General features: G+C 60.3%; 27 protein-coding genes, 1 tRNA gene and 1 riboswitch. Of the genes, 11 read left to right on the forward strand and 17 right to left on the reverse strand.

Annotated elements, in window-relative coordinates; all coding sequences use genetic code 11:
• Positions 1 to 3: 3 nt before the first annotated feature.
• Complete coding sequence (locus ABL914_RS01190; RefSeq protein ID WP_391561319.1) at positions 4 to 1,296, forward strand: tyrosine-type recombinase/integrase; 1,293 nt, start codon at positions 4 to 6, stop codon at positions 1,294 to 1,296.
• A 51-nt stretch (positions 1,297 to 1,347) separates the two neighbouring features.
• Here ABL914_RS01190 and ABL914_RS01195 read toward each other — a convergent pair whose 3' ends face one another.
• From ABL914_RS01195 to ABL914_RS01215, 5 genes are all read right to left on the reverse strand, one after another.
• On the reverse strand, positions 1,348 to 3,627 hold the full coding sequence (locus tag ABL914_RS01195; RefSeq protein WP_391561320.1) for a UvrD-helicase domain-containing protein: 2,280 nt from the start codon (positions 3,625 to 3,627) through the stop codon (positions 1,348 to 1,350).
• Complete coding sequence (locus tag ABL914_RS01200; protein ID WP_391561321.1) at positions 3,624 to 4,487, reverse strand: hypothetical protein; 864 nt, start codon at positions 4,485 to 4,487, stop codon at positions 3,624 to 3,626. Before ABL914_RS01200 ends, ABL914_RS01195 begins: the two co-directional genes overlap by 4 nt.
• Before the next feature lie 30 nt (positions 4,488 to 4,517).
• Positions 4,518 to 4,856, reverse strand: a complete 339-nt coding sequence (locus tag ABL914_RS01205; protein WP_391561322.1) for a HigA family addiction module antitoxin — start codon at positions 4,854 to 4,856, stop codon at positions 4,518 to 4,520.
• Between the two features lie 24 nt (positions 4,857 to 4,880).
• Positions 4,881 to 5,171 (reverse strand): type II toxin-antitoxin system RelE/ParE family toxin, encoded by a 291-nt coding sequence (locus tag ABL914_RS01210; protein WP_391561323.1) that lies wholly within the window; start codon positions 5,169 to 5,171, stop codon positions 4,881 to 4,883.
• A gap of 566 nt (positions 5,172 to 5,737) precedes the next feature.
• Positions 5,738 to 5,812: transfer RNA gene (locus ABL914_RS01215), tRNA-Gly, on the reverse strand.
• A 182-nt stretch (positions 5,813 to 5,994) separates the two neighbouring features.
• Here ABL914_RS01215 and ABL914_RS01220 point away from each other — a divergent pair.
• Both ABL914_RS01220 and ABL914_RS01225 read left to right on the forward strand, forming a co-directional pair.
• Positions 5,995 to 6,900: a tetratricopeptide repeat protein gene (locus ABL914_RS01220; protein ID WP_391561324.1), complete on the forward strand. Its 906-nt coding sequence runs from the start codon at positions 5,995 to 5,997 to the stop codon at positions 6,898 to 6,900.
• Positions 6,901 to 6,910: 10 nt separating this feature from the next.
• Positions 6,911 to 7,516 carry an LON peptidase substrate-binding domain-containing protein gene (locus tag ABL914_RS01225; RefSeq protein ID WP_391561325.1) on the forward strand — a complete coding sequence of 202 codons (606 nt, stop codon included), beginning with the start codon at positions 6,911 to 6,913 and terminating at the stop codon, positions 7,514 to 7,516.
• A gap of 2 nt (positions 7,517 to 7,518) precedes the next feature.
• Here ABL914_RS01225 and ABL914_RS01230 read toward each other — a convergent pair whose 3' ends face one another.
• The 7 genes from ABL914_RS01230 to ABL914_RS01260 form a co-directional block, all read right to left on the reverse strand.
• On the reverse strand, positions 7,519 to 8,151 hold the full coding sequence (locus ABL914_RS01230; protein ID WP_391561326.1) for a MarC family protein: 633 nt from the start codon (positions 8,149 to 8,151) through the stop codon (positions 7,519 to 7,521).
• A gap of 9 nt (positions 8,152 to 8,160) precedes the next feature.
• Positions 8,161 to 8,865, reverse strand: coding sequence for a hypothetical protein (locus tag ABL914_RS01235; RefSeq protein ID WP_391561327.1), 705 nt, complete (start codon positions 8,863 to 8,865; stop codon positions 8,161 to 8,163).
• A 10-nt stretch (positions 8,866 to 8,875) separates the two neighbouring features.
• Positions 8,876 to 9,526, reverse strand: a complete 651-nt coding sequence (locus tag ABL914_RS01240) for a hypothetical protein (protein ID WP_391561328.1) — start codon at positions 9,524 to 9,526, stop codon at positions 8,876 to 8,878.
• A 10-nt stretch (positions 9,527 to 9,536) separates the two neighbouring features.
• Positions 9,537 to 10,433: a bifunctional methylenetetrahydrofolate dehydrogenase/methenyltetrahydrofolate cyclohydrolase FolD gene (folD, locus tag ABL914_RS01245; protein ID WP_391561329.1), complete on the reverse strand. Its 897-nt coding sequence runs from the start codon at positions 10,431 to 10,433 to the stop codon at positions 9,537 to 9,539.
• Entirely contained in the window at positions 10,430 to 10,726 is a 297-nt protein-coding gene (locus ABL914_RS01250) for a YggT family protein (protein ID WP_391561330.1), read from the reverse strand. Before ABL914_RS01250 ends, folD begins: the two co-directional genes overlap by 4 nt.
• Positions 10,727 to 10,807: 81 nt before the next feature.
• Complete coding sequence (gene argB / locus ABL914_RS01255) at positions 10,808 to 11,704, reverse strand: acetylglutamate kinase (protein WP_391561331.1); 897 nt, start codon at positions 11,702 to 11,704, stop codon at positions 10,808 to 10,810.
• A 43-nt stretch (positions 11,705 to 11,747) separates the two neighbouring features.
• Entirely contained in the window at positions 11,748 to 12,413 is a 666-nt protein-coding gene (locus ABL914_RS01260) for a queuosine precursor transporter (RefSeq protein ID WP_391561332.1), read from the reverse strand.
• Positions 12,414 to 12,526: 113 nt separating this feature from the next.
• Here ABL914_RS01260 and ABL914_RS01265 point away from each other — a divergent pair, with 113 nt between their 5' ends.
• On the forward strand, positions 12,527 to 13,753 hold the full coding sequence (locus tag ABL914_RS01265; protein ID WP_391561333.1) for a NupC/NupG family nucleoside CNT transporter: 1,227 nt from the start codon (positions 12,527 to 12,529) through the stop codon (positions 13,751 to 13,753).
• Here the strand turns inward: ABL914_RS01265 and ABL914_RS01270 are convergent.
• From ABL914_RS01270 to ABL914_RS01280, 3 genes are read right to left on the reverse strand one after another with little or no spacing between them, the layout of a single operon-like run.
• A complete protein-coding gene (locus ABL914_RS01270) occupies positions 13,743 to 14,930 on the reverse strand; it encodes an MFS transporter (RefSeq protein ID WP_391561334.1) in 1,188 nt (395 codons plus the stop codon). The two genes, ABL914_RS01265 and ABL914_RS01270, sit on opposite strands and share 11 nt — an antisense overlap.
• Positions 14,927 to 16,159 carry an MFS transporter gene (locus tag ABL914_RS01275; RefSeq protein WP_391561335.1) on the reverse strand — a complete coding sequence of 411 codons (1,233 nt, stop codon included), beginning with the start codon at positions 16,157 to 16,159 and terminating at the stop codon, positions 14,927 to 14,929. Before ABL914_RS01275 ends, ABL914_RS01270 begins: the two co-directional genes overlap by 4 nt.
• Before the next feature lie 6 nt (positions 16,160 to 16,165).
• Positions 16,166 to 17,368, reverse strand: coding sequence for a saccharopine dehydrogenase family protein (locus ABL914_RS01280; protein WP_391561336.1), 1,203 nt, complete (start codon positions 17,366 to 17,368; stop codon positions 16,166 to 16,168).
• Positions 17,369 to 17,466: 98 nt separating this feature from the next.
• Between ABL914_RS01280 and ABL914_RS01285 the strand changes: the two genes are divergently transcribed.
• The 3 genes from ABL914_RS01285 (at position 17,467) to ABL914_RS01295 (ending at position 19,080) form a co-directional block, all read left to right on the forward strand.
• On the forward strand, positions 17,467 to 17,952 hold the full coding sequence (locus ABL914_RS01285) for a GNAT family N-acetyltransferase (protein WP_391561337.1): 486 nt from the start codon (positions 17,467 to 17,469) through the stop codon (positions 17,950 to 17,952).
• Between the two features lie 64 nt (positions 17,953 to 18,016).
• Positions 18,017 to 18,727: a murein L,D-transpeptidase catalytic domain-containing protein gene (locus tag ABL914_RS01290; RefSeq protein WP_391561338.1), complete on the forward strand. Its 711-nt coding sequence runs from the start codon at positions 18,017 to 18,019 to the stop codon at positions 18,725 to 18,727.
• Positions 18,724 to 19,080 (forward strand): hypothetical protein, encoded by a 357-nt coding sequence (locus ABL914_RS01295; RefSeq protein WP_391561339.1) that lies wholly within the window; start codon positions 18,724 to 18,726, stop codon positions 19,078 to 19,080. Before ABL914_RS01290 ends, ABL914_RS01295 begins: the two co-directional genes overlap by 4 nt.
• A gap of 58 nt (positions 19,081 to 19,138) precedes the next feature.
• Here the strand turns inward: ABL914_RS01295 and ABL914_RS01300 are convergent, their stop codons facing one another.
• Positions 19,139 to 20,512, reverse strand: a complete 1,374-nt coding sequence (locus tag ABL914_RS01300; protein ID WP_391561340.1) for a L,D-transpeptidase family protein — start codon at positions 20,510 to 20,512, stop codon at positions 19,139 to 19,141.
• A gap of 289 nt (positions 20,513 to 20,801) precedes the next feature.
• Here ABL914_RS01300 and ABL914_RS01305 point away from each other — a divergent pair, with 289 nt between their 5' ends.
• Positions 20,802 to 21,200 (forward strand): hypothetical protein, encoded by a 399-nt coding sequence (locus tag ABL914_RS01305; protein ID WP_391561341.1) that lies wholly within the window; start codon positions 20,802 to 20,804, stop codon positions 21,198 to 21,200.
• Here the strand turns inward: ABL914_RS01305 and ABL914_RS01310 are convergent.
• The gene (locus tag ABL914_RS01310) at positions 21,162 to 21,794 is read right to left on the reverse strand and encodes an SOS response-associated peptidase family protein (RefSeq protein ID WP_391561342.1); all 633 of its coding nucleotides are present in this window, start codon (positions 21,792 to 21,794) and stop codon (positions 21,162 to 21,164) included. The two genes, ABL914_RS01305 and ABL914_RS01310, sit on opposite strands and share 39 nt — an antisense overlap.
• 113 nt (positions 21,795 to 21,907) lie before the next feature.
• Between ABL914_RS01310 and ABL914_RS01315 the strand changes: the two genes are divergently transcribed.
• From ABL914_RS01315 to ABL914_RS01325, 3 genes are all read left to right on the forward strand, one after another.
• A complete protein-coding gene (locus tag ABL914_RS01315) occupies positions 21,908 to 23,605 on the forward strand; it encodes a hypothetical protein (RefSeq protein WP_391561343.1) in 1,698 nt (565 codons plus the stop codon).
• Between the two features lie 38 nt (positions 23,606 to 23,643).
• Positions 23,644 to 23,787, forward strand: a riboswitch (TPP riboswitch).
• A gap of 31 nt (positions 23,788 to 23,818) precedes the next feature.
• The gene (gene thiC, locus ABL914_RS01320; RefSeq protein WP_391561344.1) at positions 23,819 to 25,774 is read left to right on the forward strand and encodes a phosphomethylpyrimidine synthase ThiC; all 1,956 of its coding nucleotides are present in this window, start codon (positions 23,819 to 23,821) and stop codon (positions 25,772 to 25,774) included.
• 128 nt (positions 25,775 to 25,902) lie between these two features.
• Entirely contained in the window at positions 25,903 to 26,481 is a 579-nt protein-coding gene (locus tag ABL914_RS01325; RefSeq protein WP_391561345.1) for a hypothetical protein, read from the forward strand.
• Positions 26,482 to 26,531 lie beyond the last annotated feature (50 nt).

Here is a 26,531-nt window from a genome sequence, read left to right on the forward strand (position 1 = left end):
CCCATGACCAGATTGACCAAGCGCACCATCGACACACTCAAACCCGACCGCCGCCGCGACACGTTCCTATGGGATGGTGAGTTGCGCGGGTTCGGCGTTCGTGTGAAGCCGAGCGGCACCAAGACCTTCATAATCCAGTATCGCAACGTGGAGGGCCGCACCCGCCGCTGCGTCATCGGCCAATATGGCGTGCTGACCGTCGAGCAGGCGCGCGACCTGGCCCAGAAGAAACTCGCCGCCGTGATCGACGGCGCCGACCCTTCCGCCGAGCGTCACGCCATCCGGCAGGGTCTGACCGTGACAGCGTTATGCGACTGGTATCTGACCGAGGCCGAAGCCGGGCGACTGATCGGGCGCAACCGCCGCCCGATCAAGGCCTCCTCCCTTTCCGGCGACCGCAGCCGGATTGCACTGCACATCAAGCCGCTGATCGGCAACCGCGTTGTCAGCCAGTTGAAGCTGGCTGACATCGAACGCTTGCAGGGTGACATCGCCGCTGGGCGGACCGCAAAGGCGCGCAAGGTCGGCAGGGGCGGCCAGACCGCAGGCGGCATCGGGGTCGCCGCCCGCGCGATCAGTACGCTGCGTAGCCTATTGAACCACGCCCGCCGCCTTGGGCTCATCGAGGTCAGCCCGGCGACGGGCGTGCGCATCATGGCCTCGCAAAAACTCAAGCGATACCTCAGCGCAGGCGAAATCCGCCACCTCGGCAAGGTGATGACGCAGATGGAGCGTGAGGGAGAACACCCGACCGGCCTCGCCGCGATCCGCGTCATGCTGCTCACCGGCTTCCGCCGCATGGAGGTGCTGGCGATGCGCAAGGAATGGGTGCAGCCGGACGACAACCTTGTCCGCTTCCCGGATACCAAGTCCGGCCCGCAGATGCGCGTGGCCGGAGACGCGGCGATGACCTGCCTGGAGGAGCAGGCGATGCGCAGCCACGCCCCGTTCGTCTTCCCGGCGGACTGGGGCGACGGCCACTTCATCGGCATCGTGCGCGTGTTCGACCGGGTTTGCAAGCGGGCGGGTCTGGACGAGGTGACACCCCACACCCTGCGCCACAGCTTCGCCAGCATGGCGGCGGCGCAAGGGTTCAGCGAGCTGACAATCTCCGGCCTCCTCGGCCACGCCCCGCGCGGCGTGACGCAACGCTATGTCCATCTCGACACCGCGCTCATCATCGCGGCGGATCAGGTGGCGGCGGAGATAGCGCGGTTACTGGAGGGCGGCGAGTTGCGGAGCGTGCGGGAGATCAAGCAGGCGCGGACGTTGGCGACGCTGCGGGCGGTGGCTTGAGGTAAATAGGTGTAGATACACCCAATAAGGGAACTCTCGCTCGAAACAGTCCTACTTCTTCTTCGCGATCGGAGGTGCCTTTTCAATAATGCTCTTCCGGGCTATTGCCATGTCAAGCACGTCGGATTTCCCTCCCCTAGCGAGGCACGCGGCGATCTGCAGTGTATTCTCTGCGCGGCTAGAGCCGAGATAAATGTTCGAAATAAAGCGCCGACGCATCCCGTCACCGGAATCAAGAGGCGCTTCAGATGCATCAACATGTATCAAAAATACCGTGTCAAACTGAAGCCCTGCAACGTATTCCGGCATACTGAAAACAAAGCGCTTCCCTGCGTGTCGGAGTTCAGATGAAGGCTCTCTACTCGTGATCGGCAAATGCCGTCCTGAAAATTGTCCACTTGCAGCAGTAAGATACTTATCAAATTGCTCTTCGCTTACGCAAAGAACTGCAACGCGCCTTCCGCCACCTTCAATCGATCTAGCAATTTTTTGGGCTTCGCTGAAGATTGCAGAGAACAAATCGACTTCAGTTCGAAATACTGTCAACGTTGGAGTGGCGCCACTATCAAGCTCTGCTTTACCGGAATACGCATCCCATTCTCCGGGAATATCAATTGCAGGAAATGATGCGTCGAGATCTGAGAGAAATTCAGCAATTTGAGGAGTATATCGAAAAACACGCTCCAATTTTACAAGATCCGCTCCCTGAAGTCCAGTAGATGAAGAGAATAGATTATAATCACCATCATCATAGCTTGCGAAGGTATCGCGAGGGCTTTGCTTTAGATCATATGCCATGAATATTGGAGGCCGACATGGGCGGCCATCTTCTTCAAAATTTCGCTTCATGATTTTATGTAGAGTTTGCCGTTCTACAGATGTGAACAAGTGTAATTCATCGACAAAAATAACATCGTATCCTTCCCGATCTCTAATTCTATCCCACCTATTAAAATCTAGAAAAGAGTTAAAATCACCGATCATCTGATCGACGCTTATCGTGTTCATCTCTCCAAGGTGTACACGATATCTCCGGTGAATTTCGAGAAGGAATCTGCGATCAATTTCTGCCGGAAGATTCATCAGCCAAGTAGCACGAGGCACAGTCCCCCTAGCATATTTTTCACCTTTATCTTCTCCCGATCGAATCCCCTCTGCGTCTAGGACGCTGGCAAATTCATTCATCACCTCGGAGACAAAGCGCTTGTCTTCATCACGGATCAACGCGACCCAGCGCTGCATGATCTCATCGGAAAGGCCGGAAAATTGCGCCTGAGCAAGATTCGATGAAAAAATTTCCTTCAGGACGGCTTCGATAATTTCCATCTGAAGCTTTCGACCCTCCCGGCCGTCAAGCGACAGTGGTGTGAGCTGATCTAAATCGAAGTTAAGATATTCGTTTGCCACGTCATAGAGTGTTCGAATTTCAGTTCTAATAGCAGCATCTCTTGAGTGCATAATTCCCGAATGATCCAAGCTTTCGCAAATCGAGCTAACATGATCAGCTGAGGCAAAGCTGTGTGTTATAAATCCAATCCTTTTTTTTGCTCCGCAATTTCTTTGTGCAATGGAATCTCGCAGAAACTTGATTACCAAGGATAGCGTCTTTCCCGTTCCTGCAGCGCCTCGGAGGCGAACTGGCCCATCGTGTGCTTTGTCAACAAAGCCTCGTTGCTCGGATGTCAATTTGGTATCGTACCATTCTTCGAGCGAAGCGCCCTGGACGAAGCCTTGGGGTAATCGTTGGCTAAGAGTTATACCTGCCCGAGAGCTCTTGCTCTCCTGTTGGTCTTGGGAGAGGATAACTTGGCCTTTGGAGAGGATAGCTTCAGCCAATCCGGCCTTGGCAGCGTCATAAATATCAAGGTGATGATCGAGATCGGCGAAATTGACGGTCTCTTCCGTTCGTGAAAAGGCGAATAAATCTTTCGTTCCACGAGGTCGCGTTTCGAAATGAAGGCGGGGCTTCCACCCATGGTAGATTGATGCTGCCTGAATCGAAAATGTCGTTTCATCGTGATGCTTCCGCCATCCCGTTGGAATGCTGACACTATTTGTGTAAATTGATCTACCAACCGTGATAATCCGCTCGAGCGTAACGCTCCGAGAAGGAGAATGACCAAACACATTGTCTTCCGCGAGGTTTATTACTACTACAGGCTCGTCGTCGGAATCAAGATCAGGTTCAATAAGATAGGCAATATCGTTGACTACGACTTGCTTGATCGTCGAATCACCTTCTGGTATTCCGTAACAATCAAACCATTCGTCAGATATAGAATATTGCGACAGGCGGAATAATGTTTTAACTGAAATTACCAGAGATTTCATTTTCTGTCTCCGGAAAACTGCATGACAAGATCGTCAATTGCCAAAGAGCTAAGTGCCATCGTTTCGTCAGATAAGCCAATTCGTGAAAATTGATGAGCAAATAGTTGCAATAACTTAAATCTATATAGCGGAGTGAGGCGGGCAATGCGAAAGGCACTTTCTATTTCACCTATACTCTTTGACTTTTGATCTGAATTTGACAAAAATACGCATTCCTCTTGAATAGAATAAATTCGTCTCATGCGTATAACGAAACCTACAGATTGATTTCCAGCCAACTCACTTATGAAGAAATGCCCGTCTCCCATGGCCTTTTTCGCCGCCGTGATATGTGTGCGAGCATATTTTTCTGAATCAGATTCTAACAAACAAATCTCTTTGAATGCTTGGATGTGTTCTTTATTTCCATCAAGGCAAACGGCTAATCGGTTTAATTCTCGCATCAGTGCGGTGGAATCGCCATTTTTTAGTGATCTATGTTCAGAAATTTTCTGTCCAACCGCTTCAGGTGCATCTGTCGATAGCCATGCGTGAAGCGCCGCAGGGTCTTCGTCATTCGCAAGTCTCAAAACTGTCCTTGTGGCCGAATCTATAACTTCTTGGATGTGATTTGCCACCCAGAATTCGGATAGGTATTCGCGAAAGTGATAGAGTGGAAGAAAGGCAATGACACCGTCAGTCTTGCAATGAGCGATATCGCAATCGGCGTTGATGACAACGCCCAATTCCGGCCCCACCATGTGGCCAGGCCATTCAATTCTTATTATGTCGCCCTGACTGAGAGGGTCTTGTTGCGTGACAAGCTCTGTTTCCTGTGCTCCTTTCACACCCTCTCCATCCAACTGCTTAGCGACTGACAACAGTGGCTTATCACCGTTTGACAAAATTCTTCAAACCATCTTTTCTTGTGTTGCAGCTGAATTGGCAGTCTTCAAATACCGCAACACCTTGACCTCCCCCTCGCGCTTGCGGGTTTGGGCAATGTCATAGCTGTTCTGCATCCGCATTAGCGTGTCCATCGAGACGCCGAACGCCTTTTCCACGCGCAGGGCCATTTCCGGCGAGAGGTGCGCGCGTTCGTTGAGCAGAGTGGAGAGCGCGGCGCGGGTGACGCCCAGCGCCTGCGCTGCCGCCGTCACGGTCAGTTCCAGCGGAGCGATGATCTCGTGCTTGATGAAGCCGCCGGGATGGGCGGGGGTCTTCATCCTGATTCCGGTCATGGCGTTCATAACGGCCTCCTGGTGCCAGTCTTCCTAGTGGTAATCTTCATAATCGAGGTCGATGATCTCGATCTCGTCCGCGTTGATCCGAAATGTCATCCGCCAGTTCTTGGTGACGAACAGGCTCCACGTTCCCTTGCGATCACCCGTCAGGCGGTGGGCCTTCCAGATGGGCACGGTCTGCAATTCATCCTCGTGCGTCATGTCTTGCAGGAACGAGACCATACGCCCGATCTTGCCGACCACGGCAGGCTGCAAGCCGCTCGCGTCGTCACGTTCAATGAACCGCTTCAGCCCTTTGTGGAGGACATTTCTGATTCTCATGCGTGCTTGTATCAGCGAGTTCGTTTAGCGTCAAGCTACGCTATACAGAGGGCCGGTCTATATCGGCCTGGGTTTAGGCCCTGAGGAGCGGCTGGGAAGGGTGGAATTTTGGATGGCCAGATAAAAGCAGCGCCAGCCGCTGGGGTGTGGGGCCGCAGTTTTGCTGGGGTTTCACAGCCAGCCACTATGCAACCCAGCTGGCACATTTCCCCAGAACCGGCGCAATTCAGCCAATTCTGGAGCCGTCTCATAGTGCCGCGCCTATCCGGGCCTTCGCTACCGTGCCCCATCCGTTCGGCGTAGTCTGGCGAAGGTTCGACGAGCATTCAAAATGCCGTGAAGGGTATGGCTTGGCGAAGTCAGTTCCGCCGATCCTTGCCCTCGACACTATCGCCCTTGCGCCTTGGAATCACGGGGTTCAGAATACCGCAATGCGAACGCTAGATCACGCCACGAAACGGCTATTTGTGCTTCCCCCCTGCTTCCCCGGCGCGCGGAACAGGGCGGGGAAGCGGATTTCGCGCGTTCGCGATCCGCTTAACCTATTCAGTTTTATGGGAGAAAACTGGAGCGGGCGAAGGGATTCGAACCCTCGACCCCAACCTTGGCAAGGTTGTGCTCTACCCCTGAGCTACGCCCGCTCGAACGTTTGCGGCCCAATTGCTTTTCAGCGTCGGGGCCGGGGTGAGGCGCGCGGTTAGCATCGGGTATTGCGCTTGCCAAGCGGAAAAGTGCGAAATGACACTTGATCTGCATTGGCCCTTGGCAAATGGCCCAAAAGGCCCAAATTGGCAGGCGAACAATCATTTTAAAGGAACATGCAGTGGCTAGCCAGGGTCTAAACCTTGATGAACAAAAGGCGGTGGACCGGTTCCGCAAGACAGTTGTCGAGCCATCGATGACCGCGTTGGTGATTCTGGACTTTTGGGCTGAATGGTGCGGGCCGTGCAAGGCGCTGACCCCGATGCTGGAAAAGGTCGCGGCCGAATATGCAGACAAGGGTGTTGTCCTGGCCAAGGTCAATGTCGATGAAGAGCAGTTCATCGCTGCGCAGTTTCAGGTCCGTTCGATCCCCACGGTCTATGCCCTGTTTCAGGGCCAGCCGGTGGCCGATCTGACCCAGGCCCGCAGTGAAACTCAGTTGAAGGGCATTCTCGATCAATTGCTGGATAAGCTGCCGATCAACGCCGGCGCTGCGCCCGCGCAGGATATTGCTCCGCTGCTGGCGATGGGTGAGGAAGCGCTGACCGGCGGCGACGGCGAACGGGCCGCATCAATCTTTGCCCAGATCGCCGAAATCGATCCGGCCAGCGGCGCGGCCTATGGCGGGCTGGTGCGGGCATTGGTTGCAGCCGGCGGGCTGGATGAGGCGGAAGGTGTGTTGGGCGCGCTGCCCGCAGACCTTGCGGGCGATGCTGAAGTGGCGCGGGCCCGCATCGCGTTGGAATTGGCCCGCAGCAAGCCTGAGGACAGCGAACTTGCCGCGCTTCAGGCGGCAGCCACAGCGCCGGGCAATATGGAAGCGCGGCTGGCCTATGCCGAAGCCGCTTTTGCCGCGCAGGATCGCGATGCTGCGATCGGCATGCTGCTGGCGATGATCGCCGAGGACAGGGAATGGAACGATGGCGCGGCGAAAGCCAAGTTGCTGCAGATTTTTGAGGCCGTCGGCCTGGAAGATCCCTGGGTTGCCGCGCAGCGCCGCAAGCTTTCGCTGTTGCTGTTCGGTTAGGGCCGGGGCGATGCGTATTTCGATCTTCCCGCTGACCGGGGCGATCCTCTATCCTGGGCTGCATTTGCCATTACACATTTTTGAGCCCCGCTATCAGGCGCTGGTCAAGGATGCGCTGGCGCGTGATCGGCGGATTGGGATGATCCAGCCCCAGCATGCCGGCGAAGGCGCACCGCTTTATGCGGTGGGCTGTCTGGGCAAGATCGGCGAGGTTGAGGCACTGGATGACGGGCGGTTCAATCTGGTGCTTGAAGGCCAGGCGCGGTTTCGGTTGCTGCACGAGCTGGATAGCACCACGCCGTTCCGCCAGATTGAAGGTGAATTGATCGCCGAGCTGCCAGACCAGGCGCTTAGCCCGATCGAACGCGCCGGGTTTGAACGCGAAGCCCGCCGTTTTGCCGATGCCCAGGGATACGGCGTCGATTGGGAAGCAGTAACCCGGCTTGATGATCTCTCGCTGATCGACGGGGTAAGCCAGATCGCTCCGTTCGATGCGGCGGCCAAGCAAGCGCTGCTAGAGGCCGATGGATTGGCCCAGCGGTGCGAGCTGCTGATCCAGTTGATGCAGTTCTTCGCCCGCCGTGATAGCGATGACGGGCGGGTTACGCTGCAGTAAGTCTAAACCAGCACCGCCTTCACACCATCGATCACATATTGCGCTGCCAATGCTGCCAGCAGCACGCCCAGCAGGCGGGTGATTACCGCTTCGACGTTGTGGCCCAAAAGCTTCATCAGCGGGCCGGCGGCGGCAAGCGAGAGGAAGGTCAGCACCATTACGGCGGCCAGTGCGCCCAGCACGGCCAGGTTCTGCTCTATCCCGTCGGCCCGCGCGGTCAGCAGCATCACGGTGGCGATCGATCCGGGACCGGCGATCATCGGCATGGCCATCGGGAACACCGAGACATCTTCCACCTCGGGCGTCTGGGCGTGTTCGGCCCGGACTTTTTCAGCGCGTTCCTCGCGGCGCTGGGTGCGTTTTTCAAAAACCATATCAAGCGCGATCACAAACAACATGATCCCGCCCGCAACCCGGAACGAGTTAAGTTCGATATGCAGCGCGCCCAGCAGATCTTCGCCAAACAAGGCGAATACCACCAGAATGATCGTGGCGATAATGCAGGCGCGCCAGGCCATGGCCACCGCCTGGCTGCGGCTGGCATCGCGCACCAGCCCGGCATAGATCGGTGCGCAGCCGGGCGGATCGATCACCACAAACAGGGTTACGAAGGCCGAGAGGAACAGATCGAGCATGCAGGCGGCTTACTTTGCCGGGGCTTCGGTCTGAATGTCCTGAACGGTGGCGGGCTTGCCTTCGCTGGTCATGGTGACAACAAAGCGGCGTGCACCAGTGGGGGCAACGGTAACATCCCAACCCAGCGTGCCATCATGCGATCGGCCGGCCAGGTGCGCCGGATCAAGCGCGGGTAGCTTGCCCTTGAAATCGCGCGGCTTGGATGCACGATCGGCGCGGTATCCGGCTGGGCAATCGGCCACTTTGGCCACGATCATTTCCGGTGCATCCAGCGGCATCGGCAGGGGATCGCCCTGATCGAGCGTCCACTTGTACTTGCCGTCCTTCTGGCGCTGCCAGACGGTGGTGAAATAACCTGAAGTGCCATCGGGTGCCTGCCAGGCGCCGCGGGTGATCGCCATAGTGCCATCGCAGCTCGACCAGACCTGATGCGGCTGCCAGGCCACCGCCTTGGCCGGATCGGCTTTGCCCTTGAGGAACAGCTGCGCATAGACCGGCTGCGGGGTAAACATCACCGCATCCTTGGTGGCGGTGGTGCGAAAGGCCGTCCATTGGCCTTTTTCCTGGGCCAGGCGGGCAAAGCCAATTTCAGCGGCGATAACCGCACTGGGATTGGCATAGCCATGACCTTCGCGTGGATCGCGGCGATCGGCGGCCAGCATCGGAACGGCAAGCAGCGCCGCAGCGCACAGGGCAAGAATCGGTTTGTTCATTTGCAGCAGGTTAGCGCGGTTGCGGCGCGGGAGCCACATCTTCCAGTATGGGCACGTGAACCTTGCCATCCCACAGTGAAATGACCACGCGGACCGCGCCGCCCTGGCTGACCGCAGAGCTCCAGATCAAGGTCTGATCGTGGCTGGCGCCCAGCTTGAAATCGGTTCCAACATCGGGCGCGACCAGCGGCAGCGGCGGGGCTTTTCCGCCGCAAACCGCGCGGATGCCTTTGCGGCCCGGGCGCGAGTGCAGCTTGCGTGTTTCGCGGCCGCCGCGCCGCAAAAGGACGCGGTAGCTGCCATCCTTCATCCGTACCCAGACCGATTCGTACCAGCCCTTGATCGGGTGGCCGTCGATCTTCCAGGAACCGAATGTAACTCCGGCTGTGCCATCGCACGATATCCAGGCGTGCTCAGGCTTCCAGCTTTGGGTAAAGGGCGGATCGGGCAGATCCTTGCCGAATTCGAGCACCTTGACCCGGTGCGGCACAAAGGTTTCGCTTTCGGGAAGCGCCACCTGCCGCACGGCTGTCCATGCGCCATTGCGCTGGGATGCTTTCGAATAGGTTTCGTCCGCCGCAACCAGCGGCGCGCCGGGGTCTGATTTTCCGGCCAGCAGCGCGGTCGGCACGGCCAGGGCGAGCAGGACAAAGCGCTTCATGCGCAGCAGCTTACAGCGCTCCGTCGGCCAAAGCCACCCCGGCATTCCGATGCGCGGCTACCAGCGCATTGCGCAGCAGCACGGCGATCGTCATCGGGCCAACACCGCCGGGGACCGGGGTGACGGCCGCGGCAACTCCGCAAGCCTCGGCAAAATCGACATCGCCCACAAGGCGCCCTTTGGCCGCGCCTTCGGCGGGCGGCAGGCGATTGATGCCAACGTCAATCACCACTGCGCCGGGCTTGATCCAGCTGCCTTTGACCATTTCGGGACGGCCGACCGCAGCCACCACGATATCGGCGCGCTTTACCACATCCGGCAAATCGCGGGTGCGGCTGTGGGCGATGGTAACCGTGCAGCTTTCGGCCAGCAGCAACTGGGCCATCGGCTTGCCGACCAGGATTGAGCGCCCGATCACCACTGCATCAAGCCCAGAAAGGCTGCCCAGCCGGTCTTTCAGCAACATCAGGCTGCCCAGCGGGGTGCAGGGGACCAACCCCGGCAGGCCCAGCGCGAGGCGCCCGGTGCTGGTCGGGGTCAGGCCGTCAACGTCCTTGTTCGGATCGATCCGTTCGACCACGGCTTGCTCATCAAGATGCTTTGGCAGCGGCAACTGGACCAATATGCCATCAACCATCGGATCGGCGTTGAGCTGGTCAACCAGCGCCATCAAAGCTTCCTGATCGGTGCCTTCGGCCAGGCGGTGTTCAAAACTCGACATTCCGCAGGCCACGGTCTGCTTGGCCTTGCTGGCAACATAGACGTGGCTGGCCGGATCATCGCCCACCAGCACCACCGCCAGGCCAGCCTTGCGGCCCGCGCTTTGCTCAAACGTAGCGGCGAATTCAGCGATTTTGGTGCGAAGGGTGGCGGCAAACAGTTTTCCGTCGATCAGTTCAGCAGTCATGTAATGCTCGCTATTGCTGCAGCCGTAACGACCTTTTTCAGGACATTCAGCAGGATGATCACGACCATCGGTGAGAAATCCATTCCGCCCACCGGCGGGACCAGGCGCCGCACCGGGCGGTAAATCGGTTCAAGCAACGAATCCAGCGCGCGCCACAGCCCGCTTACCCCGGGGCTGTGCATGTTGATCACGTTGAAGGTAAGCAGCAGGCTGAGCACGAATTGCGCGATCATCAGCCAGATCAGCACAGATATCAGCAGGCTGAAAATATCCAGAAGCGCCAAAACGGCCACAGATCCGATCCTTCCCGATTGTTAAGCAGCCAGCGCTTAGCTGAGCCGAAGCATAGCGGCAAGCGTGGCCGGGACATGCTTCTATGCTTTGATCAGCGTGCCCGCCCCGCGTGAAGTGAAGATTTCCAGCAGCATCGCGTGCGGCACCCGGCCATCAAGCACCACGGCGGCTTCGCACCCGGCCTCAACCGCGTGGATGCAGGTTTCCAGCTTGGGGATCATCCCGCCTGAAATTGTTCCTTCGGCCTGCAATTTGGCAATATCGGCCGGGGTCAGATCGGTCAGCAATGTGCCGTCCTTGTCAAGCACGCCTGGCACGTCGGTCAGCAGGAATAACCGCGCCGCGCCCAGCGCTGCGGCGATTGCGCCGGCCATGGTATCGGCGTTGATGTTATAGGTTTCGCCGCCAGCACCCGGCGCGATTGGCGCAATCACCGGGATCATGCCGGCCGCGCTGGCCACTTCGATGATGTTGACATCAACCTTGGTTGGCTCACCCACAAAGCCCAGGTCAACCGCCTGTTCGATCTGGCTGCCAGGATCCTTGGCGGTGCGGGTGACTTTGGTGGCGATGACTAGCCCGCCGTCCTTGCCTGAAATACCCAGCGCCTTGCCGCCGGCCTGGGCAATCCAGCCGACCAGTTCCTTGTTGATCGCGCCCGATAACACCATCTCAGCCACTTCGGCGGTGGCCTTGTCGGTAACCCGCAGGCCGTCAACGAAGGTGCTTTCCACCCCCAGCTTTTTGAGCATCGCGCCGATCTGCGGGCCGCCGCCGTGGACCACCACCGGGTTGATCCCCACTGCCTTCAGCAGCACCACGTCTTCCGCAAAATCGCGCGCAGCATCCGGATCGCCCATCGCGTGGCCGCCGTATTTGACCACAAAGGTACGCCCTTCATAGCGCTGCAGATAAGGCAGCGCCTCAATCAGGGTTTCGGCCTTGGCCAGCATTGCAGGTTCGAACGAATGGGGCATAGTGGGGCGGCTTTACCCCGCTTTGCCGGGAATTGAAGCGTTTTTAGGCAGGACGGCGATCAAGCCTGCGGCCCAGCCTCACGAAAACGACCACCAGCACGGGCACCATGATCGTGGAAAGGACCAGCTTGGAGATGATTTGCCCTTCCATGATCTGCCAGATTGGCAGGCTGCTGCCGTAAAAGCTGATCGTGATGAACAGCAGAGTATCGACCACTTGCGAAACCATGCTGGCCACCCAGGCCCGCACCGCCACCAGCCGGCCAACCCCGCCCGAGCCCGCCAATCGTGAGAAGATATAGACGTTGAGCATCTGCGATGTGCCATAGGAAATCAGCCCGGCAAACTGCATCCGCGCGCCTTGGCCCAGCAACTTGGCGAACGGTTCCTGATCGGGCCAGAACGGCGCCGGAGGAACCAGCCGGATCACCACAGTCAGCATAATCATCGATGCAATCAGCGGAATGAAGCCATAGCGCACCAGGGTGTTGGCGATCTGCTGACCATGCTGTTCAGCCACAGCGCTGGATAGAACCACCAGCAGCAGAAACGCAAAAATCCCGCTTTCAACCGCCAGATCGCCCAGCATCGGCCAATGACCAAGTGATGCCAGCTTTACCCCCATCACCCCGGCCAAAACCACAAAGCCACCATAAAGCAGCGAAAAGACAAAGAGTGAGCGCGGGATCGCGGGGGCTGGGCTGGTCATCCACCACGGTCTAGCGGTGGTTTTGCGCAAGGGGAAGTGGCCCCGGATTTGACTGTACCGGTAAACTGGCTACCTCATTGGCCGAACCCAGATCCGAGGAACGCAAACCAGCCATGCAATATCTGATGAGCCTTGTGGGCATCGCCCTGATCATTGGCGCTGCCTTGATGCTTTCGAGCGATCGGGGCGCGATCCGGCCCCGCGTGGTTGGCGCGGCCTTTGCGCTGCAGGCCGGCTTTGCCGCGGTGGTGCTTTATGTGCCGTGGGGAAATGCCGTGCTTCAGGCGATAGCCAGCGGGGTTTCATCGCTGCTGGGTTATGCCGGAAAAGGCACCGAATTTCTGTTTGGCGCTCTGGCATCTGACAAGCTGGGGCAGAATTTTGCGATCCAGGCGCTGCCGGTGATCATCTTCTTCGCGGCGCTGATCTCGGTGCTTTATTACCTGGGGATCATGCAGCTGGTGATCCGCTGGGTTGGCGGCGGGCTGGAAAAGATCACTGGTATTTCAAAGGTGGAAAGCCTCTCGGCCGCCTCGAACATCTTCGTTGGTCAATCGGAAAGCCCGCTGGTGATCCGGCCCTATCTGGCCGCGCTGACCCCCAGCCAGCTGTTCTGCCTGATGAGCGTGGGGATGGCTGGCGTGGCGGGCACAATCCTGGCGGCCTATGCTTCGATGGGAATCCGGATCGATTATCTTGTCGCCGCAGCGTTCATGTCGGCCCCAGGCGGGATCATGATGGCCAAGATCATCATGCCCGATCCCACAGGCGAGACACTGGCCGAGCCTGACGAGATCAAGATCCCCGACGAGGAAGAGCGCCCCGCCAACGTCATCATGGCCGCCAGCCAAGGCGCGCAAACGGGGGTCAAGCTGGCGGTGATGGTTGGCGCGATGGTCCTGGCGTTTGTGGCGCTGGTGGCATTGGCCAATGGCCTTGTTGGCATGATCGGCGGCTGGATCGGATACCCTGAGGCTACGTTCCAGGCGATGCTCGGCTATGTCTTCGCGCCGGTATTCCGCCTGCTGGGCGCGCCCAATTGGGACGAAGCGATGGTGGCCGGCGGTATGTTCGGGACCAAGCTGGTGCTGAATGAATTCGTTGCCTTCATCGATCTGGGCGCGGCCAAGCAGCTTTCGCAGCAGACCATCGGAATAGTCACCTTTGCACTATGCGGGTTCGCCAATTTCAGCTCGATCGCGATCCAGATGGCTGTTACCGGCAGCCTTGCGCCAAACCAGCGTCCGGTGATCGCGCGGCTGGGGATGAAGGCGCTGGCGGCAGGCGCGCTTTCCAACCTGATGAGCGCGGCCCTGGCGGGCTTGTTCCTTAGTCTCTAGCAGGCAGACGCAAGGTTAGCAGCAACAGTGCTGCGATCAGCAGTGCACCAATCGATAGTATCTGGACCAGCACATAGCTGCCCAGGGCATCGAAGCTGATGCCAAAACCAACCAGCCCGATAGCCGTGCCGATCCAGCTTAAGCCGTGCAGCGAGCCCAGCACCGTGCCGAATTGAACGATCGCAAAGCGGTGGGCCACCAGATAGGCGAACACGCTGATATTGGCGCCCTGCATCAGACCCAGCAGGCCCGTCGCGAGCAGCAGCAGCGCGCTGTTCGATCCTGCGGTCAGCAGCAAGACAAAGGCTAGCGATGGCACCGCGTTGACCATCACAGCTATGATCCGGGGGTTGACGCGATCAAGCAGCCAGCCGCCGCCCAGTTTCCCGATGAGCTGGCCCGCAGCGAAAGTTGAAATTCCCAACGCGGCTGTCTTGGCGCTGAGCCCGCTGGCCTGGAGCATTGGCGAGAGGTGTCCGATTACGCCCGATGCCGCCATCGAGACGCACAGGCTGGCCAGCGTAAGCTGCCAGAAGTGCCAGGACTTGAGGAACGCCCAATCGCCCGCGCTGCCTGGCTTGCCGCGCACCGAAGCGCTGGCTGGCATCAGCAGCAAGGCCAGCGGCAGGCCGATGCCCAATGCGATGGCGGCCAGCGCATAGTAGCCCTGTTGCCAACCTTGCTTCGCAATCACCCCCTCCAGCCAGGGCGGGACCAGCATGGTCGTGATCGAAATGCCAACCCCAACCAGCCCGAGTGCGGTCCCGCGGGAACGGCTAAAATGGGCTGAGACCGGACGGGTTATCAGCACCCCCGATGCACCGCCGCCAATGAAGCCGATGCCTGCGGTGGCCAGCGCCATGGCCATGAATCCTGTTCCCCAGCGGGCCAGCGAGATTTCCATCGCTCCCAGTAGCAGCGAGCAAGCCAGAAATACCACGCGAAAACCCAGCCGATCGGCCAGCCAACCAATCAACGGCGCACCCAGCGCGGCCAGGATCACCAGCGATTGCACTGCGCCTGCCTGACCGCGCGAAAGCCCGAAGTCAGCCGCCATCGGCAGCAGGAACATGTTGAAGGTATAGAAGAACAGTGAAATTCCGGTGGCGTTGGCAATCGCACTGGCAGCCACGATCCGCCAGCCGGCTTTCCATTCGCTTTGGGGGGGCAGGCTCATGCCGCTATTTCCCTGGGCCGGGACGGCAGCCTGACCATCAGCAGCAATACCGCTGAAACTGCCAGCGCGCCGATCGCCGCGGTCTGGGCCGGGGCATAGCTGCCAAAATAATCATGCGATTTGCCCATGCCAAGCAGCCCGCCAACATTGCCAATCCAGCCCAGCCCAACCAGCGCGCCATAGACCGCACTGTAACGCGCCAGTTCAAACCGGCGCGCGACGAGATACGCGAAAATATCGATTTCCGCGCCCTGCTGAATCCCGATAATCATCACCGCCAGCATGATCGCAGGGGCCATGCCATCGGCGAACAGCAGAACGACAAACCCGATTGCGGGCAGCAAGGTCAGCAGAAAGGCGGCGCGGCGCGGCTCGATCCGGTCAAGCAGCCAGCCGCCACCCAGCCGCCCGGCGAAAGTGCCCGCCGAAAAGAACGAAAGCGCCAGTGCGCCGCCGGCCGGGCCCAGGCCGGTATCCACAACCATCGGGGCCAGCTGGCTGCCAGCCCCGGCGGTCGCTAGGCTCATGGTGATCAGCGACAGGGTCAACAACCAGAAATCACGCTCACGCAGAAAGCTGCGGTCTTGGCCGGAATGCGGGGCGGCGGTGACCGCGCCCAGACTGCTTCCGGCCCGTCCGCCATCGGGCACCAGCAACAGCACTGAAGGGATTCCGCCAAAGATCATCAGCATCGCCATGGCGGCAAAGGCCCCGCGCCAGCCCCACTGTTCGATCACCAGATTGATCAGCGGCGGCGCAAATATTGCCAGCACCGAAATGCCCACCGCCATCAGCCCCAGTGCGGTTCCGCGCCGCTCGCGAAAATGGGCGGTGATCGGCCGGCTCAGCACCACCGACCCGGTCCCCGCGCCGACCAATCCGATCAGGGCGATGGTCAGCCCCAGGTGAACCAGGCTGGTCGCAAACAAGGCAGCAGCCAGGTGGATGACGGCCACCAGCAAGGCACAGGCAACATAGACCCGCTTGACCCCATAGATGTCGGCCAACCGGCCAACCAATGGCGATCCGATCGCAGCGGTAAGGATCAGCGCCTGGACCGTGCTGAGATCGCCCCGGCTGACCTGCAGTTCACGGGTCAGGGGAATGACGAAGATCGAAAAGCTTAGAAACAGCAGCGCCACGCCGCTGGCGATCCCCAGCGAACAGCCAACGATTATTTTCCAGCCATCGCGAAATTCGCCCGGAACCGCGGGCAGCGCCAGTTTCATTCTGGCTTAGCTTTCCAGGGTAAAGCTTATCTCGGCATGCTGCTGAAGCCGCGCAACCAGGGCTTCGCCCAGCAGCGCGCCGGGCGTTGCCACCGCACCATCGGCCTTGCAGGAAAGCAGTGCGATCCCGGTTTCGGCGATCATCCGGCTGGTTGAACCATAGCCCGGATCATACCGGCCCTTCACGCCATAACGGATCTGCTTGCCATCGGGCCATTCGCCGATGAACAGCACATCGTAGAAACCGTTCTCCCGTTCTTCAGGGGTGGGGCCTTCACCTGGTTTGGGCGGCTTTGCGCCAAACGGGTTCTTCAGCATTTCGCCAATCGCGTGGGCGGCCTTTTCGCCCAGTTCGCCGGCGCTGGTCAGCATCATTTCGTCATACCGGAAATCGGCACCATAAGCGTGGCCAAGCAGGAAATTGGTGCGGTGGACGTTCTTGGTGTTGATCGTCGCCATGATGAACGGGGCGGCCCATTTGCCAACGCTTTCCTCAAATTCAGGGACCAGACCCAGCGGCTGCGACGGGCCTTCGAAACCCGGAGTTAGCCCGAAAGAGCTGGTCATGTAGGGGACCAGCGAAGGATCCTTGGCCAGTGCCTTGAGCGTCTCGGTCAGGCTGGCCACGGTTCCGCCCGAAGCGCCGCCTGCCATGCTGCGCACCCGGCCCTTCACGCGCGGGGCCGGGCTGCCGTGAAGCCTGACGGCCTCCTTTTGCAACATCAGCACGCCCAGATCGAACGGGATCGAATCGAACCCGCTGGAAAAAGCGATCCGCGCGCCAGAGCCCTGCGCAGCGGCGTGATACTTGTCGATCATCTGGCGCATCCAGGCCGGTTCGCCGCACAGATCGGCATAGTCCGTGCCGGCCGCAACGCAGGCCGCCAGCAATGGTTCGCCATAAAGCTGATAGGGCCCAACGGTGGTCACGATTACGCGCGCGCTTTCCGCCAGCGCCTGCATGCTGGCCGGATCATCTGAATTGGCAACGATCAGCGGCGTATCAGCTGGCGCCCCGATCAGATCGCGCACTTCGGCCAATTTATCGGCGCTGCGCCCGGCCATCGCCCATTTCGGCGCGCCCACGGCCTGTGCCCCTTGATAGTGGCTGACCAGATATTCGGCCACCAGCCGCCCGGTATATCCGGTCGCGCCATAGACTACCAAATCGTAGGGCCGGTTTGCCTTGTCAACTTTTGCGTCGGTCATCGCGCTCTCCTTCAGCGCGAATCCTGCCGCGCGATTGTTGCGGCAGAACTGCACGGGATCGGTAGCAATGTCGAACTGGTTTTGGCATGGGACCTGCCATGTCTATTTCGATCCGCCTTGCGCTGCCCGCCGACCTGCCTTTGATCGCCCAGCTGATCCGCGATCTGGCCGCGTATGAACGCCTTGCCCACGAAGTGCGGTTTGATGAAGCGGTGCTGGGTGCAAAGCTGTTTGGCACGCGCCCCTATGCCGAAGTGGTGATCGGTGAACTGGACGGCGTGGCGCAGGGTTTTGCGCTGTTCTTTCACAACTTTTCTACCTTTGAGGGTAAGCCGGGGATCTACCTTGAAGATCTGTTCGTGCAGAGCGATGCGCGCGGATCTGGCCTGGGCAAAGCCTTGCTTGCGCATCTTGCGGCACTGGCGGCAGAGCGTGATTGTGCCCGGCTGGAATGGTCGGTGCTCGATTGGAACGAGCCGGCGATCGGATTCTACAAAAAACTTGGCGCGCAGCTGATGGATGATTGGACTGTTATGCGGCTTGATGGTGCCGCTTTGGAACGGCTCGGCGCAGTTACGCGTTGATCTGCCGCGCGGGGCTGGCGAATCGTTAAGCCTGCAGTTATCCACAGTGGCTATGACGGGGGTCATGAAACGTCGCGACCTTTTGGTAGGTGGCCTGGCTGCGAGTGCTGCTCTCGCCCTGCCTGCCCGTGCGCTTGCGCAAGGCGGCGGTTTGACCGCCGAATTCGATAGCACATTTGGCATCCTTGCGCAGCCGCAAGCCGCTGTGCCGATCCCGGTTGAGCCTGCTTTGCCAACTGTTGTCCCGGTCAATCCAGACTATGACCGCCGCGTTCTGACGATTGCCGCGCGCGAACGCGATCGCGCCGGATCGAAATTGTGGCGCACCGATATTGTCGGCGTTGCTGACTTCGCCCGGCCCTCCACACTGCCCCGGCTGCATTTCGCCAACCTGGAAAATGGCACGATCCGTTCGTTCTACGTCTCGCACGGGCGCGGCTCTGATCCCGATCATTCGGGATTTTTGCAGCAGTTTTCGGGCATTCCGGGCAGCGAAGCGACATCGCGCGGGGCCTATATCACGGCGGAATGGTACAAGGGCAAATACGGCACTTCGATCCGCCTGCTGGGGCTTGATCCTGATAATTCAACCGCGCTTCAGCGGGCCATCGTGATGCATCCGGCCAGCTACGCCAGCACCGATCATATCGCCCGTTATGGCAAGCTGGGTCGCAGCGAAGGTTGCTTTGCGATGAGCCCGAGCCAGTTCAACGAGGCGCTGTGGAACCTTTCGGGCGGGCGCCTGCTATACGCAGATCGCATTGGCGACGCTTGAACCGTTCCAGACGCATACTGATCGTGATCGGTCTGGCTGCGCTGGCGGCCATGGCGGCGCCCTATGTTCTGCGCAGTGTGGTCGATAATCAGGCAACCAGCGGCAAGGCATTGATCTTCGCGGATCGCAGCCAGCGTCTGCAAAAAGATCTGGTACTGTGTCTGATCAAACGCCCTGGCGCATTGAACCTGGCAGTTGCCAGCAACGATACCTATACCGATGCCGCCAGCGACCTGGCGATCAAGGTTGAAGATCGCGGCCAATTCCGGCTGGTTCAGGCATGGCTGCCGCAAGGCCAGGCGTTGGGGGCTCCAGCGCAGATGCAGATTCAAACCTGCCTGAAGCCGGCCTGATCAGAGTCTGCCGCAGTCAAACTGAAACAGGTCGCCACCGGCCTGCTCCCGGTTCCGCTTAAATCGGGTTATCCAGCTTGATAACCCGTTCGGTGGTCTGGCGCTTGCCATCCCACAGCTTGCGCGGGGCGGCAAAGCTGGCCAGCACCTTGGCATCGCGGCTGTAGAGATCCTTGAAGGTTCCCATCTTGCCGTTGATGTCACTCGCCATGGTGAAGTACATGATATAGACCGGGAAAGTCTTGGTCATCGGGACCAGCGTGTACTTGCCCGAAGTGGAAATCGCGACCAGTTCATCGGGGCTTTTGCCGGCCCCCAGGATCGCCATGGTCATGCCAAGTTCGGTCGCGCGCTCGGTCCGCACGCAGCCGTGGCTGAGCGCGCGGTAGGCCTGGCCAAACAGGCTGCGCGATGGCGTGTCATGGATGAAGATCGCGTGCGGATTGGGCATATCCAGCTTCATAAGCCCCAGCGAATTGTTTGGCCCGGGCTGCTGGACCACGGTGATCGTGCCGTTCTTGGCCTTGGTTGCCTTATAACCCTGGCGCAGCGCCGATGCCGGGTTGCCGATCAACCTCTGGCCCAGGCCTTCGCCCACAACGATTGATTGCGGCACGGTCCAGGTGGGATTGAAAACCACGCCCCGGACCACTGCGGAAAGCTGCGGCGTCGCGGTCTTGCCAACCTTGCCGACGATCGTGCGATAGGACCGCACAACCGAGTTATCGACAGTCAGGCGCAGCTGGAATTCTGGAACATTGGTCAGCAGATAATACTTGCCCAGTTCACGCGGAAGCCAGCGCCAGCGATCAAGGTTGATCTGGATCAGCTTGCGTTTGGCGGCTTCGGCCTTTGTGGTTACCGCCAGGACCGCTTTCAGCGCGCCATAATCGGGCGCAGTCGGGGCGAGGCTGGCAATCGCGCCGGGTACATCGTGGCTGGCCAGCGCCCGGGCCATCACCGCCGCAGTGGGGTTGGCTTCAACATCGGAATCGACCACGAACCACTGTTCGCGCGAATCCATCCGGGTGCGGCCATCGCGCATGTCTTCGATCAACCAGGCGAACGATTTGCTGGCCTGGGCATCAAGTGCTGCCCCGGCCCCGCCATCGATTGTGGCGCGCAGTTTTTCAGGCTGGTAATCGGCCGGGATCAGGCCATCTGCGTCAATCCCCTTGATCGTGCCCAAAAGGGCACTGGCATCGGCGACGGTCCAGGAAATTACCGGTTCAACAACCGGCAGTGGAGCCGCAACGGTTGGCGCAGGGGCGGGCGGCGCGGCAGTGGGTGCCGGCGCCGGAGTGATTGCCTGCGGCGCGGCAGCCAGCAATGCCGCCGCCGAACTTAGCGATCCGCCAAAGGCCAATGCGAAGCCCAGCTTGCGCCGCCCAAGCTTGCGCAGCGTTGTCAGCTTGCCGACCGAAAATGCCATTGCCGTCACTCCAAATCAATTCATCGCTGAATATGCACAGTTCGGCGCAGCCGATCAAGCGAACATCGCAGGCTTATCCAGCATCCCCGCCGATTCCGCAACAGCGCGACATAGCTGCAACACCTTTGGCCGCGATATGCGCGAAATCGGCGGGTGACTTGGCGAATTCCGCCAGAAGGAAATGTGGGTCCGGTAGCCAACGCGCTGGACAATCGAACATGCGCCGCGCATCTTGACCCCAATAACAGAACACCCCCCGGGGAGAACCAAACAGGTCTGGAGGGACACCATGGGATCGATTGACGTTACCGCCTGGTCGGCGATGCTGCTGGGGCTGACCGCGATGTTTGCCGGGATCGGCGCGCTGCGCAAACCTGGCGCCTGGCGAACCATGCTGGATGAAGTGGAATCCAGCCCGGCGTTGCAATTTCTTTGCGGGCTGATGGAACTGGTGATCGGCGCGGGCGTGTACCTGGCCAACCCTTGGTTGCCATCCGATCTGCTGGCCTGCGTGATGAAGGCAATGGGCGGTCTGATGATGGCCGAAGCGCTCGTGATTCTGGGCTTTGTTGATGTCTACAGCCAGTTCTGGCTGCGCAGCCTGACCCACATGCATCGCGGCTGGGCGCTGAGCACGGTGCTGCTGGGGTTAGGGCTGACGGTGCTGGGAAGCCTGCATCTGGGATGATGAATAGGGCTGGACCAGTGCTTCCGCGCGGTCCCAGCCGCCGTTCAGCCACAGCCGCCACGCTTCGCCGTGGCCCGGCAGGATTGCCGGCATCCGTTCAGCGCCCAGATCGCGCATGAAAGCGTTCGGCTCGCAGGTAAGCAGGGCAAAGCCGGGAATTTCGGCATCTTTCCATACTGCGGCAAAGGCCAACAGCGGCTGATCGGTGCAATGGATCCAGTGGCGGATCCGCTTGCCTTCGCGGTCCATACCTTTGCCCCAGATCATAAAGCTGGTGGCCGGGATCAGGCAGCGGAACTCGCTGTTGCGCAAGTTGCCGATCCAGAACGGACTGCCCGGATTGCGCACACTGTAAATGCTGGGTCGCTGATCGTAGGCGGCAGGCGGCGGCGGCACGCCCCACAGGCGGGGGATCATCCGGCGTGGCTGGCCCGGCTGGCGGGGCCCGGCAATCGCCTCGCGCCCGGCGGTGACGGCCGGGGCAAATTGGCCTTGCGATACCGCGCCGCCAGCCCACGGATCGTCTCCCACTGCGGCGCCGAAGTGCGCGGCGATCTGCGCGGCGGGTGGATCAAGACGATAGAGCGGGGTCATAAGGAACCGCAGCAATGCCACGGGCGTGATGCAGATCATAGTACCTGCCAACACAGCTTGCAGCCGCGCCCTGGCTTTCGTAACATAGCGCGCTGATTGGACAGGAGATTGCGATGGCAGGGCTGCGCGTGATGCTGGGGTTGATTGCCGCGCTGGTCTTTGCCGGGCCGGCCCCTGCGCAAATCCCGGCCGAGGATGCCTATAGCGCCGGAACGATCGCGTTTGAGCGGGAGGAATATGACAAGGCCTCCGAAATCTGGGCCAAAGGCTGCGAGGCCGGCGAAGGCCGAAGCTGCCGCCGGGCCGGCGATATCCTGACCGAAGGCCCGGTCGACAAGGACATGAAGCGCGGTGCGGCTTTTTATGGCCGGGGCTGCACGCTGGGCGATCCGATCGCCTGCACTTCGATGGGCTATTCATTCCAGAAGGGTGAAGGGGTCGATCTTGATATTACCAAGGCCGGCGAATTTTATGTGCGCGGCTGCGATCTGGGCAATGCCACCGGGTGCTATAATCTGGGCCTGCTGTTTGAACTGGGCAAAGGCCGGACCGCCGATCCGGCCCGTGCCGCCGGGCTTTATCGCAAGGGCTGCGACGGCGGCGAGCAATCAGCCTGCAACGCGCTTGGCGTGCTTTACGAAGAAGGCACCGGGGTTTCGGCCGAGCCGGCCCGCGCCGCCGGGCTCTATCGCCGGGGCTGTGACGGCGGCGAATATGCCGGCTGCGGCAATCTGGGCACGCTTTATGAGCTGGGCAAAGGCGTGGGCAAGGATCCGGCCCGCGCGGCAGAGCTGTATCAGGTGGCCTGCGATGGCAAGCATTACCGATCCTGTTCCAGCCTGGGCGGGCTGTATCAAGAAGGCGCCGGGATGGAAAAGGACACGACCCGCGCCGCACGCTTTTACCGGCGCGGCTGCGATGGCGGATCGATGAGCGGCTGCATCAGCCTGGGCCTGCTGTATGAGGACGGCGATGGCGTATCGAAAGATCCCGCCCGCGCCGCATCGTTCTATCGCCGCGCCTGTGATCGGGATTTTGCGTTGGGCTGTTATAACCTGGCCTTGCTCTATCGCAGCGGCACCGGGGTTGGCCAGGATGATGCCCGCGCTGCAAAGCTTTACCGCCAGGCCTGCGATGGCGGCGAAATGAGCGGCTGCGTCAATCTGGGTACGCTGTACGAACGCGGGCTGGGGGTGAAGCAGGACTATGCTGAGGCCGTCAGCTTTTACCGGCAGAGCTGCGAGGGCAAGGAGCTGCTGGGCTGTGTCAACCTGGGCTATCTTTATGAGCAGGGCCAAGGCGTGACCAAAGACCTGGCCCGCGCCCGCGTGCTGTATCAGCAAGGCTGCGATGGCGCAGAGGCTTTGGGCTGCCACAATCTGGCACTGATCCATGATCGCGGTCTGGGTGTGCCGATCGATGATGCCAAGGCGCTGCAACTGTATCAGCAGGCCTGCAAGCTTGGAGAGCCACTGGCCTGCAACAATCTGGGCGCGATGTACGATGACGGTGAAGGCATCAGCGAAGACAACGCCCGCGCCGCCGATCTCTATCGCGAAGCCTGCGACAACGAACTGGCGCTTGGCTGCAAGAACCTGGCCAACCTGTACGAGCTGGGCGAAGGCGTGGGCGCGGATAAAACCAAGGCGCTGGCACTCTACCGCAAGGCCCTGACGTTTGATCCAGATGAGAATCTGCGCGGGCGAATTCAGGACGCGATCAAGCGCCTGACGGCTGAAAATGCCCCGGCGGCTCCCGCCGCAAAGCCGGCACCAGGATCGGCTGCGGTCCTGGCTCCGGGTAAGGTATAGCACTGGGCTGGACTGCGCCGGGGGACGAGCCTATTGCTGGCCCATCCCCGGGGAGTCCTGTGACTGAGAGGGGCTGGTTACGGGCACCCATGGAAGTATTACTTTCATGGGACCCTAGCGCAGCCCGACCCGTTGAACCTGAACCCGTTAGCACGGGCGGAGGGAGGGTCTGTCAATGCGCCCCCCTGCCGTCCTTTGAAGGACAAGCGCACCATGGCCGATATCAACAGCACATTGGAATCGGGGGCTGCTAAGCCGCAAGCCCAGAAATCGGGGGCTGCTAAGCCGCAAGCCCAGGAATCGGGGGCTGCTAAGCCGCAAGCCCCAGGGCTCGAGATTGGCGTAACCACCGGGCCGATCCGCGGCTCAAAGAAGGTCCATGTCGGTCCCCTGGGCGTTGCCATGCGTGAGATTCATCTTGAGCCGTCAAGCGGCGAACTGCCGGTGCGGGTTTATGATACCAGCGGCCCTTACAGCGATCCTGCCATGCAGATCGACATTGCCGCCGGCCTGCCAGAGCTGCGCCGCAGCTGGCAACTTGCGCGCGGCGATGTTGAAGAAGTCACCCAGCGCGAAGTGCAGCCAGAGGATAACGGCCAGCTTGGCCCCGATCGCAGCGGCGGGGTGCCTGCGTTCCCCAATGTCCGCAAAACGGTCTTGCGCGGCAAACCGGGCGCGAACCTCAGCCAGATGTATTACGCCCGCCGCGGGATCATCACGCCTGAAATGGAATATGTCGCCACCCGCGAAAACCTGGGCCGTGAACGGCTTGCCCAATACACCCGCGACGGCGAAAGCCATGGCGCAGCGATCCCGGATTATGTCACGCCGGAATTCGTCCGCGATGAAGTGGCCCGCGGCCGCGCGATCATCCCCAGCAACGTCAACCACCCTGAATGCGAACCGATGGCGATCGGCCGCAACTTTCTGGTCAAGATCAACGCCAACATCGGCAACAGCGCGGTGGCCAGCGATGTCGCATCCGAGGTTGATAAAATGGTCTGGTCGATCCGCTGGGGCGCGGACACGGTGATGGACCTTTCGACCGGCCGCAACATCCATGACACCCGCGAATGGATCATCCGTAACAGCCCCGTGCCGATCGGCACCGTGCCGATCTATCAGGCGCTTGAAAAAGTGGGCGGCGTGGCCGAGGATCTCACCTGGGAAGTGTTCCGCGATACCCTGATCGAGCAGGCCGAACAGGGCGTAGACTACTTCACGATCCACGCCGGGGTGCGGCTGCCCTATGTGCCACTGGCGGCCAAGCGGGTCACCGGGATCGTCAGCCGCGGCGGCAGCATCATGGCCAAATGGTGCCTGGCGCACCACAAGGAAAGTTTCCTCTACGAACGCTTTGACGAAATTACCGAGATCATGAAGGCCTATGACATCGCCTATTCACTGGGCGATGGCCTGCGCCCCGGATCGATCGCCGACGCCAACGACGAGGCCCAGTTCGCCGAGCTTTACACGTTGGGCGAGCTGACCAAGCGTGCCTGGGCCCAGGACGTCCAGGTGATGATCGAAGGCCCCGGCCACGTGCCGATGCACAAGATCAAGGAGAACATGGACAAGCAGCTCGAAGTTTGCGGCGAGGCACCCTTCTACACGCTCGGGCCGCTCGTCACCGATATCGCGCCGGGCTATGATCACATCACCAGCGGGATCGGCGCGGCAATGATCGGCTGGTTCGGCACCGCGATGCTCTGCTACGTCACGCCAAAGGAGCACCTCGGCCTGCCAGATCGGGATGACGTGAAAGTTGGCGTGGTTACCTACAAGCTGGCCGCCCATGCAGCCGATTTGGCCAAGGGGCACCCAGCGGCCAAAGTGCGCGACGATGCGCTTAGCAAAGCCCGCTTCGAATTCCGCTGGCGCGACCAGTTCAACCTGTCCTTGGATCCGGACACCGCCGAGCAATACCACGACCAGACGTTGCCAGCCGAAGGCGCCAAAACCGCCCACTTCTGCTCCATGTGCGGGCCAAAGTTCTGCAGCATGAAAATCAGCCAGGAAGTGCGCGAATTTGCCCGGCTGCAAAACCAGAACGCCGATACCTTTGTGGCGGCTGAAGAGGCCGAGGCGGGCATGGCGGAAATGAGCAAGGTCTATGACGAGACCGGGCGGGAATTGTATATGGGCGCAGGCGATCGGGAGCGGGATTGAGGTCCTGACCCAAGAGCACCAGCACCGTAATTTGGGGTTCAAAGAAGCGGCTTGAACCCCAGAGGCTGGTGCCAGTTGCAGCAAATTCCAAATTTTCCTACACAAACCAAATCGGTTATTTATCGTGCATGACCGAACCATCCTGTCCTCCGCTCGTCGCCGCACCCTCCCGCCTGATCGCACAGGCCAGTCCGACGCACTGGTCGCGGGCCAAGATGGCGCGGTTTCTTGGCGAGCTTGCTGCAACCCATTCTGTTTCGGCTGCGGCGCGGGTGGTGGGGATGAGCCGGCAATCGGCCTATCGGCTAAAAGCGCGGCTGCGCGATGAGCCGTTTGATCTGGCCTGGGAGGCGGCGGTGCAATCGGGCTATGATGCGCTGCACCAGGCCGCGCTTGACCGGGCGCTTAACGGGGTTGAGGTGCCGGTCCACCACAAGGGCGAGTTGATCGGCACGCGGCGGCAATTTGACGAGCGGCTGACGATATTCCTGCTATCGGCGCGCAACCGTCATTTCGTGCCGTTCGAGCGCCAGAGCACAGATGCGCGGCGCGAATGGGCCGGCTATTTCGCCGATTTGTTGGTTCGGGTCCGCTCTGGCCAGCCGATGCCCAACAAGGCCGAGGAATGGCGCGCTGAGATCGAAGCACTTGAAGCCGAATTTGGTTCAGACCCGGCACCAGACAACCAGGCCGGGCATGATCGGTAGCTCCCAGAATGCCGCATCTGTCACCTTTTCCCGCTCAAACCACTGGTTTT

This window comes from Novosphingobium sp., assembly GCF_040079535.1.
GTDB lineage: Bacteria > Pseudomonadota > Alphaproteobacteria > Sphingomonadales > Sphingomonadaceae > Novosphingobium.